Consider the following 14,320-nt stretch of genomic DNA (forward strand, 5'->3'; position numbering starts at 1 on the left):
AGATTATATTGTTTTTTTGTTGTTTTATAGCTTGTAAAGCGTTAGTTTTAAGAGAGCCAACCAAATCCTCCTTATTATGAAATATTCTTTACTTTTTATTTTTCTATTATTAATTAATTTTAAAAACGATCAAGACATTAAGTTTAAAATGCCAGATTGTTATCATGATATTTTAGAAATTTCTTCAAAAAAACCTTCAGAAGCAATGTATATTGCAGATTCATTGTACTTGTATTCTAAGCATGAAACTCAAAAAATGTATGCTCTTTTAGTTAAGAGTATGGTTTTGGAACTGCAAGATAAAAGAGGACAGGCTATTGAGTTCGCTTTAAAAGCTTTAAAAATAGCAAAAGCAGAAGCAAATTATTGCTTTCAAGCAAGAACTTACACTTTTTTATCAAGACAATATAGAAAAATAGGATTTGTAGATAAGGGAAAAGATTTAATAGCCGAAAGTATTTCTGTAAGTTCTAAAATTATAGATAAAAGCCATTCTATAGAATATGTAACGATGTCTAATCTTGAAATGGTAGAATATGATATTGAGGCTGGTAATTATTCACGAGCAATAGGGTTTTTAAAATCTGCTATTTTTATTTTAGACAAGCAAAAAGAAAGTCCGGTTAAATATTTTGATTTAGCAAATTGTGAAGAAAAGTTGGCGAGGTCGTTTAAGAAAATGAATAATAACCAATTAGCATTTTTTCATTATACCAAAGCCCATACATTTTTACTTAAGTCTAATATTGAAGAATCTCTTTGGGCCATAAATGTTTATAATGGTTTGACTGAGATATATATGGATAGAAATGAATTGGATAGTGCAAAAGTATATCTTGAAAAAGGGTTGTATATTGATGAAAAATACAATAACAATGCTGTGAAAGAAAATCTTTATAAAACAGCTGCTTCATTTTATAAAATGGATAATGATGTTGATAAATATAATCATTATGAATCTAAATATAGATCTGCAATGTCTAAAAACAAAGGGAATTTAAGACTCATGATAAATAATGTATCTAATACATTAGACGATTATTCTTTTGCTTTGCCTGTTAAAACACCAGATTCATCAGATTCCATACGTTTAATTACTGTAATGTTCGTAATAGCATTACCTTCAATAGGGTTTTATTATAACAGAAAAAAAATAATCAAGCATTTTAGAAGACAATTTTATTTTAAAGTTAAGAAAAGAAGAGCTCAAATAACTTGTTCAAGCAGCACGGAAAGTAAACTCCTTAAAAGTCTTGAAGCATTTGAGCAATCTAATGAATTTTTAAATAATGAAATATCTTTACCGAATTTAGTCACACGATTAAATACAAATGAAAAATATCTTAGACAGGTATTAAAGGTGCATAAAAATACAGATTATAATGCTTACATTAACAAATTAAGAATACAATATATTATTGAGAAGTTAAATACTGATAAAAATTATTTGAACTATAAAATCAGTTTCTTAGCGAAGGAAAGCGGATTTTCTTCTCATAGTAAGTTTTCTACAAATTTTAAAAAATATTCTAATTTTTCTCCTTCAGATTATATTAACTCTCTCAAAAAGAAAAGCTAAGCTTCTTCAAAGAATATTGATCTTAGTACTACCTTACATCTAATAAGAAGTTAAAATCATTTAATAAGGTATAATAATCCAATGGCATACCTATTGGATATATCTTTGATGAATTTTTTAGTGTAAATAACTTATTAAATACGTCTCAAAATAGTTTAAAAACTATTAAATAAGCTGCAACTATTACGTTTTTATTGCGTAAATTTTTTAATTCTAGCTTAATAAAAGTTTTCATGAGTTTTAAATTTAGATTTAGTTTTTAAGGGGTTTAATTAATTAAGAATAGATAATAGAATATTATATAGAAGTCAGTAATAAAGTGATTGTTAACTTCTGATTTTATAAAACAAAAAGCTAATTAGGACAATGTTGTCCTAATTAGCTTTTTTTATAACATTTATTTATCTGATTTATGACATTATAGTTTTCCGAATTCCGGAAAAACACCTATTTCTGATTTAAAATCTATTTTATATTACGTTTTTAAAATGCAGTTTTTCAGAGTTTTAAGGTTGTAATTTTTTCTTTTTTCTGGAAAGTGAATGGTTTTTATTTTTTTAACAATTTATTTAGTTTTTACATTGCTAGTACTGGTTTCAATTGTGTTTAAAGCAATGAAATTCATTATTTGATATTGAATGTTTAGTGCTGCATTTGTGTCGGCACCGGATTAAGAAGTAAATTAAATACTACAGATTTATGAAAAAATTTTTACTGTTATTACTCATTTTATTTATGGCACATGTTACATATTCCCAGGTGGGAATAGGTACAGATATGCCTAATTCGTCCACACAATTAGAAATTGTATCTAGTGACAAAGGTGTGCTAATACCACAAGTATCTTTAACTAGTTTAACAGATCAAACTACTATTTCTGCTGGAAATATTGAAAGTTTATTGGTCTACAATACTAATAACTCAACAGAAATTAGTCCAGGGTATTATTATTGGTACCAAGATCAATGGGTTAAATTTATTGGTAGACAAGATTTGCCTGAAAATATTGTGTATTGGGATGTCGAAAATAATCAATATTCATATATAGATATCAATGGTGATGTTCAAATTATAACTAATGATAATTTAGAAACAATTACAACGCTTGTCGATAATGGTGATGGTACTATAACTTATATTAATGAAAATAACGATGAAGTTACTATTGATTTGGCTCAAGGAACTGCCGGAGCTGATGGAATGGACGGAGTAGGAATTACATCCACAGTAGATAATGGGGATGGTACGTTTACAATTACGTATTCAGATGGTTCAACCTTTACGACTTCAGATCTTACAGGTCCACAAGGTATTGCAGGAACCGATGGAGTTGACGGTGTGGGCATAGATTCTACAATTGATAATGGCGACGGTACATTCACAATTGTTTATACTGATGGTTCAACATTTACCACAATAAATTTATCAGGAGCCGATGGATCTGATGGAATGGATGGCGTTGGAATTACATCCACAGTAGATAATGGGGATGGCACGTTTACATTTACGTATTCAGACGGTTCAACCTTTACAACTTCAGATTTAACAGGTCCACAAGGTATTGCAGGAACCGATGGAGTTGACGGTGTGGGCATAGATTCTACAATTGATAATGGCGACGGTACATTCACAATTGTTTATACTGATGGTTCAACATTTACCACAATAAATTTATCAGGAGCCGATGGAGCTGATGGAATGGACGGCGTAGGGATTGCATCCACAGTAGATAATGGCGACGGTACATTTACAATTACGTATTCAGATGGTTCAACCTTTACGACTTCAGATCTTACAGGTCCACAAGGTATTGCAGGAACCGATGGAGTTGACGGTGTGGGCATAGATTCTACAATTGATAATGGGGATGGCACATTTACAATTGTTTATACCGACGGTTCGACTTTTACCACAATAAATTTAGCCGGAGCCGATGGAGCTGATGGAATGGACGGAGTAGGTATTACATCCACAGTAGATAATGGCGACGGTACATTTACAATTACGTATTCAGATGGTTCAACCTTTACAACTTCAGATTTCACAGGCCCGCAAGGTGTTGCTGGTGTAGATGGAACAGATGGAGTCGATGGTGTTGGAATAGACTCTACAGTAGATAATGGCGATGGCACATTTACTATCGTTTATACAGATGGCTCAACTTTTACCACAATAAATTTATCAGGAGCCGATGGATCTGATGGAATGGACGGCGTAGGGATTGCATCAACTACAGATAACGGTGACGGAACTTTTACAATTACATATACGGATGGATCAACGTTTACGACTTCAGATTTCACAGGCCCGCAAGGTGTTGCTGGAACAGATGGAGTCGATGGAGTAGGAGTTGATTCAACAGCAGATAATGGCGACGGTACATTTACTATTACATATACAGATGGTTCAACCTTTACAACTTCAGATTTAACAGGTCCACAAGGTATTGCAGGAACCGATGGAGTTGACGGTGTGGGCATAGATTCTACAATTGATAATGGGGATGGCACATTTACAATTGTTTATACCGACGGTTCGACTTTTACCACAATAAATTTAGCCGGAGCCGATGGAGCTGATGGAATGGACGGCGTTGGTATTGTATCAACTACAGATAACGGTGACGGAACTTTTACAATTACATATTCAGACGGATCAACCTTTACCACTTCAGATTTAACAGGCCCACAAGGCGCTCAGGGTGTTGCTGGAATTAACGGAACGAATGGAATAGACGGAGTAGGAGTTGATTCAACAGCAGATAATGGCGACGGTACATTTACAATTACATACTCAGATGGTTCCACCTTTACGACTTCAGATTTAACAGGTCCACAAGGTATTGCTGGTGTAGATGGAATAGGAATTGATTCAACAGTAGATAATGGTGACGGTACATTTACCATTACATATACAGATGGATCAACGTTTACAACTTCAGATTTAACAGGTCCACAAGGTATTGCTGGTGTAGATGGAACAGATGGAGTCGATGGTGTTGGAATAGACTCTACAGTAGATAATGGCGATGGCACATTTACTATCGTTTATACAGATGGCTCAACTTTTACCACAATAAATTTATCAGGAGCCGATGGATCTGATGGAATGGACGGCGTAGGGATTGCATCAACTACAGATAACGGTGACGGAACTTTTACAATTACATATACGGATGGATCAACGTTTACGACTTCAGATTTCACAGGCCCGCAAGGTGTTGCTGGAACAGATGGAGTCGATGGAGTAGGAGTTGATTCAACAGCAGATAATGGCGACGGTACATTTACTATTACATATACAGATGGTTCAACCTTTACAACTTCAGATTTAACAGGTCCACAAGGTATTGCAGGAACCGATGGAGTTGACGGTGTGGGCATAGATTCTACAATTGATAATGGGGATGGCACATTTACAATTGTTTATACCGACGGTTCGACTTTTACCACAATAAATTTAGCCGGAGCCGATGGAGCTGATGGAATGGACGGCGTTGGTATTGTATCAACTACAGATAACGGTGACGGAACTTTTACAATTACATATTCAGACGGATCAACCTTTACCACTTCAGATTTAACAGGCCCACAAGGCGCTCAGGGTGTTGCTGGAATTAACGGAACGAATGGAATAGACGGAGTAGGAGTTGATTCAACAGCAGATAATGGCGACGGTACATTTACAATTACATACTCAGATGGTTCCACCTTTACGACTTCAGATTTAACAGGTCCACAAGGTATTGCTGGTGTAGATGGAATAGGAATTGATTCAACAGTAGATAATGGCGACGGTACATTTACAATTACGTATTCAGATGGTTCAACCTTTACAACTTCAGATTTCACAGGCCCGCAAGGTGTTGCTGGTGTAGATGGAACAGATGGAGTCGATGGTGTTGGAATAGACTCTACAGTAGATAATGGCGATGGCACATTTACTATCGTTTATACAGATGGCTCAACTTTTACCACAATAAATTTATCAGGAGCCGATGGATCTGATGGAATGGACGGCGTAGGGATTGCATCAACTACAGATAACGGTGACGGAACTTTTACAATTACATATACGGATGGATCAACGTTTACGACTTCAGATTTCACAGGCCCGCAAGGTGTTGCTGGAACAGATGGAGTCGATGGAGTAGGAGTTGATTCAACAGCAGATAATGGCGACGGTACATTTACTATTACATATACAGATGGTTCAACCTTTACAACTTCAGATTTAACAGGTCCACAAGGTATTGCAGGAACCGATGGAGTCGATGGTGTTGGAATAGACTCTACAGTAGATAATGGCGATGGCACATTTACAATTGTTTATACCGACGGTTCGACTTTTACCACAATAAATTTAGCCGGAGCCGATGGAGCTGATGGAATGGACGGCGTTGGTATTGTATCAACTACAGATAACGGTGACGGAACTTTTACAATTACATATTCAGACGGATCAACCTTTACCACTTCAGATTTAACAGGCCCACAAGGCGCTCAGGGTGTTGCTGGAATTAACGGAACGAATGGAATAGACGGAGTAGGAGTTGATTCAACAGCAGATAATGGCGACGGTACATTTACAATTACATACTCAGATGGTTCCACCTTTACGACTTCAGATTTAACAGGTCCACAAGGTATTGCTGGTGTAGATGGAATAGGAATTGATTCAACAGCAGATAATGGCGACGGTACATTTACCATTACATATACGGATGGTTCAACCTTTACCACTTCAGATTTCACAGGCCCGCAAGGTGTTCAAGGTGTTGCTGGAATTAACGGAACGAATGGAGTAGATGGAGTAGGAATTGATTCAACAGCAGATAATGGCGACGGTACATTTACCATTACATATACGGATGGTTCCACCTTTACGACTTCAGATTTCACAGGCCCGCAAGGTGTTGCTGGTGTAGATGGAACAGATGGAGTCGATGGTGTTGGAATAGACTCTACAGTAGATAATGGCGATGGCACATTTACTATCGTTTATACAGACGGCTCAACTTTTACCACAATAAATTTATCAGGAGCCGATGGATCTGATGGAATGGACGGCGTAGGGATTGCATCAACTACAGATAACGGTGACGGAACTTTTACAATTACATATACGGATGGTTCAACCTTTACAACTTCAGATTTAACTGGTCCACAAGGCGCTCAAGGTGTTGCTGGAATTAACGGAACGAATGGAGTAGATGGAGTAGGGATTGATTCAACAGTAGATAATGGTGACGGTACATTTACCATTACATATACAGATGGATCAACGTTTACAACTTCAGATTTCACTGGTCCACAAGGTGTTGCTGGTGTAGATGGAACAGATGGAGTCGATGGTGTTGGAATAGACTCTACAGTAGATAATGGCGATGGCACATTTACTATCGTTTATACAGACGGCTCAACTTTTACCACAATAAATTTATCAGGAGCCGATGGATCTGATGGAATGGACGGCGTAGGGATTGCATCAACTACAGATAACGGTGACGGAACTTTTACAATTACATATACGGATGGTTCAACCTTTACAACTTCAGATTTAACTGGTCCACAAGGCGCTCAAGGTGTTGCTGGAATTAACGGAACGAATGGAGTAGATGGAGTAGGGATTGATTCAACAGCAGATAATGGTGACGGTACATTTACCATTACATATACAGATGGTTCAACCTTTACGACTTCGGATTTTACTGGTCCACAAGGTGTTGCTGGAATTAACGGAACGAATGGAGTAGATGGAGTCGGAATTGATTCAACAGCAGATAATGGCGACGGTACATTTACAATTACATATACGGATGGTTCAACCTTTACAACTTCAGATTTAACTGGTCCACAAGGCGCTCAAGGTGTTGCTGGAATTAACGGAACGAATGGAGTAGACGGAGTAGGAATTGATTCAACAGCAGATAATGGCGACGGTACATTTACCATTACATATACAGATGGTTCAACCTTTACAACTTCAGATTTAACTGGTCCACAAGGTCTAGTAGGCCCGCAAGGTCCAGCAGGAGCAGACGGCGTTGCGAATCCTGAAGATTTAACTGCCGGGGATGCATCTATTACAGTTACAAATGGTACTGGAGCTACATTAGTAGATACTAATGTTAAGGTAACTGACGGCGGAATTACAACTGTAAAATTAGCAGACGACGCTGTAACAATGGTAAAGATTGAAGATGGTGCAGTTACTGCTCCTAAATTATCTGCAGGTGCAGGGGATAATGGACGTATAGGTGTCGCTGATGATCAAGGAGATGTAACATACCAAAACTTAGATGATTTAATTGATGAGCCTTGGAGAAATACAGATGATACTCCTGCAACAGATAACTCAACAAATATTAATTATATGGGGGGGAATGTAGGTGTTGGAACTACAGATCCTACAGAGCGTTTAGATTTGGGTACAGGTAATTTACGTGTCCGTGATATTAATACAGTAACTGGAGTTTCTACAGATAAAATTGTTGTGGCAGATACCGATGGTGTTTTGAAAACAGTAACTAATAACGCGCCTAAATTCTTCTACATGCCAGCAGTAATCTTTGAAACGACTACAACAGGTACAGATTTAACACGTAATTTATATGATGATTATAACAAGCAGTTCACAGGACAAGCTTTTGATGTTGCTCATGGTGCTTTAGGGTCTTCAATCACGTATACAGGTGGTCTGATAGGAAGCACAGGTGCTCCAGCGGCAATGGATGTTTATGCAAATACAGAGTTGTACTATTATATATCCTATTACGATCAATCAGTTTTTGCAAATGTGTCTATTAGCGATACAGGAGTCTTGACGTATGATATTATTAATAGTGCAACACCAACAGCGTATATGAATATCATATTTGTAATTAAATAATATAAACAAACCAGACATGGCTGCGGTGGTGTCTGGGTTAATTATAAGGTATAATGTAACTATTTAATTTAATCGTATAAAAGTGTATTGAAGTTTAAAATAATAAAACCCAAAACTTTAAGTGTTTTCTATTTTAAAATTTTTAATGTGCTTCAATTTATAAACATACAGCATGAAATTTAATAATACTATATATAATAATCTTGGGCAATTTGCCAAGCTCATGCTATTTATGGGGGTGCTTTTGTTAGCCTCACAACATCAAACTTGGGCACAGACTAAGGTGTTGGTAGATAATGTAAGCGCTATTAGTCCTAATGACAAAGTTGGAGGTTTATTTGGCCCATATAATATGCCAACTGTAATAGACCCAAACAATGCTTTAGTAGATGATGACAACTATGCAAGATTACTTGCCAGTCCGGGATTAGTTGCTGGAATAGCTTCTTATGATGGATTTATTGAATTGGAATTTCCTGCAACCGTACCGGCAAATACATGGTCTTATGTGCGTATGGAAGGGGATGCCTCGTTATTTGATGCTTTATTGGGTGGAAGTTTAGGTAATCTTGTAGGTGGACTGTTGGGGGTTGTTTTAACAGGTGAACAAGTAATTACTATTGATGCGCGTATGGGGAGTACTTCTGTACTATCTCGTTCAAGTACATCAGGTTTTACAGAAGATGATGTAAGATTTATTCAAGATGCATTAGGTAATAATTATCTTGCAATTCGTCCAAACCAAGCTTACGACCGTTTACGTATTAATAATGATATAGGTTCTTTAGTAGGAGTTGGGAATGAAGTAGAATTAGATGTTTACAGCGCTTTTTATTTTGATAGCGTAGGAGGCGAGTGTGGTCGTCCATTTGCAACTTCTTTTGATGGAGACGGCGGTATTGGTATAAGTTTATTAGATGTTCAAAATCAAAACTTAAATAATGCCATAGATACTGATCTTAATACATATTCTAGTTTACAATCTGGATCGATAGTCGATCTTAGTGTAGCATCCTCTTTACAACAAAGCTTTTATTTTTCATCTCCAGGTTCAGATGATAACACCTTAAATATTAAAATAGCTTTAGGGTCAAGTGGTCTTGCTAGCGTAGATTTAATAAGTGGTATACAAGTTTTACTTTATGATGAAGATGATGCTTTGATATATACACGTAGTTTACAAAGTGGCTTGCTTAATGATGCATCTGCCTTAGGTTTATTAGATAATGGAGATCCAATAACAGTTACTTTTGCGCCGGGTATTGCATTTAGTCGTGCTGTGGTAAAATTAAACAGCCTTTTAGGTGTAGATGTAATAGGGGATGGAATAAAAATATATGATGTACAGCGCTATGATGAAGATGTCACCGGTTGCGACAATCCATTAATTGCAGCTTTACCTACTGCTACTACTGGTCCTTTAGAGACGCCTTCCTGTGCTGCTAGTTTATTAGATTTTGAAAATGTAGATTTCCCTGGTTATGCTGTTGATGGTAATAATGAAAGCTATGCCGTTTTAAATGCAGATGCAGGAAATCTTTTAACTAGTGGTCCATCTTCTGGATTTGTAAAAATGGATTTAGGAAGTGTAAATGCAGGTCAAATTACTTATGTGCGTATCGGTTATGATGACGATGTGCTAGACCGTTTATTAGGAGGTACTTTAGGGCAATTGGTTGGTGACCTTGCGAATGATTTGCTTTTAGGGAACCAATACATTCAGGTACAGGCTTATGATGCAGGTAATACCGAAATCTTAAATTTAACTAGTCAAGATTTTTTTGGAGGGGCTAATGGTAACGCTTCCGGAAATGTAACACTTGTTGAAGATAATATAGGAAGACCTTATTTAGCAATTAAGCCAAATACAGCCTATAGTAGTATTCAGATCACAAATCATGTAACAGCTGTCTTGCCTACAGGTAAACAAAGTGCATTGCATGTTTATAATGCATGCTTTGAAACAGGTATAGATCCTTGTTTTTCTGCAAACTTTACATCGTATACAGGTTCGGGTATCAGTTTGTCACTAGCAGAACTTTCTACAGCAGGTGTAACTAATCCATATAGAGCAATAAATGAAAATTCATCAGATTATTCAGAAATTAATTTAGGTGTCGCGGGTGTAGCTGCATCTGTATATCAATCGGTTTACTTTTCGCAACCGTCTCAAACAGGAGATCATGTGAAAATTAGGTTGTCTTTAGAGCCCAGTGCTTTATTATCGTTAGACCTTTTGGGAACCTATAAAATTAAATTTTATAATGGTTCAACCCAAGTAGGACCAGATTATAACTTGCAAAGTGGCTTAATAAACAATATAGATTTACTAGGTTTATTTGGTTCTGGTGGTAGTGTTACCTTAGATTTTGAATCGCCAGGTATATTTGATCGTGTAGATGTTGGTGTAGAATCTTTAGTGGCAGTAGGTACAACCGCTCCGCCTATGCGTTTATATGAAGTAAGTCGTTATGGAGATGCTTGTCCAATAGTTGTTACGCCGTCTCCTTTTGAAGATTCTTTATGTCTTTCAAAGATAGTTGATTCTGAGAACGCAGATGAACTTCAAAATCTAGCAGATGATGACTTTGATAGTTATGCCACGTTAAGTTCTGGCGCTGGATTCCTTTTGGGAGCTAATCAGTATCAGGGTTTTGTAGAGATGGGTTACGACCAAGATGTCGCTGCAGGAGTAACAACTTATATTCGAATTGATTTTGAATCCTCTATTCTTGAAAGTTTAATAAGTGGAAGTTTAGGTAATCTGGTTTCAGGAGTTTTAGATGGTCTTATTTTGGGCGATCATTACTTTCAAGTGCAAGTAAAAAATAACACCTACGATGTGACTACAGGAGCTGTGACTTCTTCTACAACAATTGCTTCAGCTTCTAGTAATGCTGCTAATGCAGGTGGGAATGATATGATTCGAGTGGTGCAAGACGCAGCAGGAAGGTATTATATAGCAGTAACTCCAAATCAGGCTTATAATGCGGTTCGTATAACAGATGTTACAAATAGCGCTTTAGGACTTTTAGCACAGCCAAATACCATGAATGTATATGGTATGTGTACAGAAATAAGTGAAGACCGTTGTTTAGATGCATTTGCAACTTCTTACGAGTATTCTGGACTAGATTTAACGGTTAATGATCTTTCTGGAGCAGGCGTAACTAACCCATCATATGCTTTAGACGATAATACCCAACATTTCTCCGAGATTAGTAACGGTACTTTAGCAGTGGGTGCATCTACTAAGCAATGGATCTTTTTTAATACGGTTTCTAACAGTACAGATGTTGCGGTAATAAATTTCAAAACAGGTGGCGGTGTAATTGATGTAGACGTTTTAGGAGGGTTACAAATTAAAGCTTATCTAGGGAATACTGAGGTTGCAGTATTTGACTTTGGCGATGGAATTGTGAATGGGTTAAACGTAATAGACTTACTTAATAATGGAAATACAGTTTCATTAAAATTTAGACCAGGTGCTAATTTTGATAGAATAAGCGTAGGTATTGAAACCTTAGTTGGTGTTTCAATATTTCCACCAGTTCATCTTTATGGTGTAGATAAATTATGTGAAAGTAGCTTTTTAATTACAAATCCAATGATTTACCAAAAAGTAGATTAATTCAATAAAAGAAATCTTTATGCAAAAACAGATATTTTATATAGTAATACTTTGTTTCGGTGTGGGTTTGCAAGCTCAAACTTCCAACAAAGGTGTCTTGTATATTAGTGAAAACACACTGTTTTCTACGGTGTCTCGATTCGATAATTTAAGTCAAGGTACATTTAATAACGATGGAGAATCTTATATATATGGCGATTTTAATAATGATGGTGTTTTAGATTTTTATGAAAGTACAGGAATGACCAAATTTATGGGTTCTGATACGCAAACTATAAGTGGTACACAGGTGGCTTATTTACATAATGTACTCTTTAATAATAGTAGTAGTGCAAGTCCGTTTCAATTATCGGGAGAAATAGATATAAGCGGAATTGCAGATTTTTATCAGGGAATTGTAGATAATGATAATTATGGTGGAGAAATTACATTTAACAATGGTAGTAGCCATATAAATACGTCAGACTTAAGTCATGTAGATGGATTTGTAAATAAATTTGGAGATGAAGATTTTATATTTCCTATAGGAGATGGCGGGTATTATCGTTTAGCAGGAACGTCTGTAGCAACAGATTCTGATGCCTTTTTTACAGCAAAGTATTTTTTTGAAAATTCTGATGCCCTTTATTCTCACGATTCTAAGTCAGAAGATATTCAAGAGATTAATAATCAGGAATATTGGACTATTGAAAAAGCAAATGAAGCAACCGAAAACGGGTTGGTAACATTGTCTTGGCGGGCAGTAACTACACCTAGTTCTTTTGTAGATGCTGCACAAAATAATGCGTTAACAATTGTAAGATGGGATAGCGCTAGTAGTACTTGGGTAGATGAAGGTGGTGCTATTAATTTAGACGACCAAACTATTACAACAGGGGTAACTAATTATGGCATTTTTACACTAGGTCGTTTAAATTCTGATGCCGAAATGCCTTGTGCACTAGAAATATATAATTATGTATCTCCAAACGGAGATGGTAAAAACGATTTTTTCCTTATAGATAAAACAAGTGACGAATGTGCAAGAAACCTAACTGTTCAAGTGTTTAACCGCTGGGGGGTTAAGGTTTATGAAATGGCTAATTATGGCGAAAACGGAAATGTTTTTGATGGCCATTCTTCAGGGCGATTAACAGTAAAAGATTCAGACAAACTTCCTGCAAGTACGTATTACTATATTTTAAAATATGAATATGGTAGTAATGTAGATAGTAAGTTTCATAAACAAGCAGGTTTTTTATACTTAAGCGATAACTAATATGAATAAAACTACAATTATATCAAAACAATCAAATATATCTGTATTTGTGTTATTACTAGGACTATTATTTATGGCGCCAACTGTAAAAGCACAACAAAATTCAGAGTATACGCAATATATGTATAATACCATAGCTATTAATCCTGCATATGCAGGCTCTAGAGAGTCGCTAAGTATGCTAGGTATTTATAGAAACCAATGGGTTGGGTTAGAAGGAGCTCCAGAAACTTTAAACTTTTCTGCACATTCTTCTGTAGGAGTTAAGGGTGTAGGTATTGGTTTAGGTTTTACCAGTGATAAATTAGGTCCTTCTGAAGAAAGTGTAATTTCAGCAGATTTTTCTTATACCATTAAGGTTGGATACGATTTAAATTTGGCCTTAGGTGTAAAAGGGGGAATATCATTATGGAATTTTAATCCTAATAAATTAAATATTTACGATCCTAATGACGTGACCTTAAATCAGGAAAATTACAGTTCACCCATTATCGGAGCAGGAGTGTATTTGTACTCTGAAAAATGGTATGTAGGATTATCGTCTCCTAACTTTGTGGAAACAACTCATTATGATGATATTCAAGCTTCTACGTTTACAGAAAAGGCTCACTTGTATTTAATAGGAGGGTATATTTATAATGTGAATCCTCGCTTAAAATTAAAACCTGCATTTTTAATTAAATCAGTTATGGGGTCTCCTTTAGCTTTAGATTTATCTTTAAACGCTTTAATAAACGAAGGCTTAACTCTGGGTCTTTCTTATAGACTAGATGCAGCTGTAAGTGTTTTAGCAGGGTTTCAGGTGTCTAGATCAATTATGATAGGGTACACCTATGATTACGATACAACAGAGTTAGGTAATTATAATGATGGATCTCATGAAATACTATTACGATTTGAATTAGGAACCAGAAGAAGGGGTATTGTAAACCCAAGATTCTTTTAATAAAAAAATTCAGCT

The 14,320-nt window shown here is 36.0% G+C and carries 5 protein-coding genes; all 5 read left to right on the plus strand.

Annotated features, from left to right (window positions below; all coding sequences use genetic code 11):
- Positions 1-76 precede the first annotated feature (76 nt).
- The 5 genes from FNB79_RS04560 to FNB79_RS04580 all read left to right on the plus strand — a co-directional run bounded on the left by FNB79_RS04560 (position 77) and on the right by FNB79_RS04580 (position 14,305).
- Positions 77-1,579, plus strand: coding sequence for a helix-turn-helix domain-containing protein (locus tag FNB79_RS04560; protein ID WP_143380179.1), 1,503 nt, complete (start codon positions 77-79; stop codon positions 1,577-1,579).
- A gap of 699 nt (positions 1,580-2,278) precedes the next feature.
- Positions 2,279-8,470, plus strand: a complete 6,192-nt coding sequence (locus FNB79_RS17170; RefSeq protein ID WP_185967838.1) for a beta strand repeat-containing protein — start codon at positions 2,279-2,281, stop codon at positions 8,468-8,470.
- Positions 8,471-8,642: 172 nt separating this feature from the next.
- Positions 8,643-12,101: a hypothetical protein gene (locus FNB79_RS04570; RefSeq protein WP_143380180.1), complete on the plus strand. Its 3,459-nt coding sequence runs from the start codon at positions 8,643-8,645 to the stop codon at positions 12,099-12,101.
- Positions 12,102-12,120: 19 nt separating this feature from the next.
- On the plus strand, positions 12,121-13,359 hold the full coding sequence (locus FNB79_RS04575) for a gliding motility-associated C-terminal domain-containing protein (protein ID WP_143380181.1): 1,239 nt from the start codon (positions 12,121-12,123) through the stop codon (positions 13,357-13,359).
- A gap of 1 nt (position 13,360) precedes the next feature.
- Complete coding sequence (locus FNB79_RS04580) at positions 13,361-14,305, plus strand: PorP/SprF family type IX secretion system membrane protein (RefSeq protein WP_143380182.1); 945 nt, start codon at positions 13,361-13,363, stop codon at positions 14,303-14,305.
- Positions 14,306-14,320: the final 15 nt, after the last annotated feature.

It is taken from the genome of Formosa sediminum (assembly GCF_007197735.1).
GTDB lineage: Bacteria > Bacteroidota > Bacteroidia > Flavobacteriales > Flavobacteriaceae > Formosa > Formosa sediminum.

What these genes read in the sequence shown, in the direction of transcription:
- FNB79_RS04560 (WP_143380179.1), top strand. Translation starts at nt 77, where the DNA reads ATGAAATATTCTTTACTTTTTATTTTTCTATTATTAATTAATTTTAAA.
- FNB79_RS17170 (WP_185967838.1), top strand. Translation starts at nt 2,279, where the DNA reads ATGAAAAAATTTTTACTGTTATTACTCATTTTATTTATGGCACATGTT.
- FNB79_RS04570 (WP_143380180.1), top strand. Translation starts at nt 8,643, where the DNA reads ATGAAATTTAATAATACTATATATAATAATCTTGGGCAATTTGCCAAG.
- FNB79_RS04575 (WP_143380181.1), top strand. Translation starts at nt 12,121, where the DNA reads ATGCAAAAACAGATATTTTATATAGTAATACTTTGTTTCGGTGTGGGT.
- FNB79_RS04580 (WP_143380182.1), top strand. Translation starts at nt 13,361, where the DNA reads ATGAATAAAACTACAATTATATCAAAACAATCAAATATATCTGTATTT.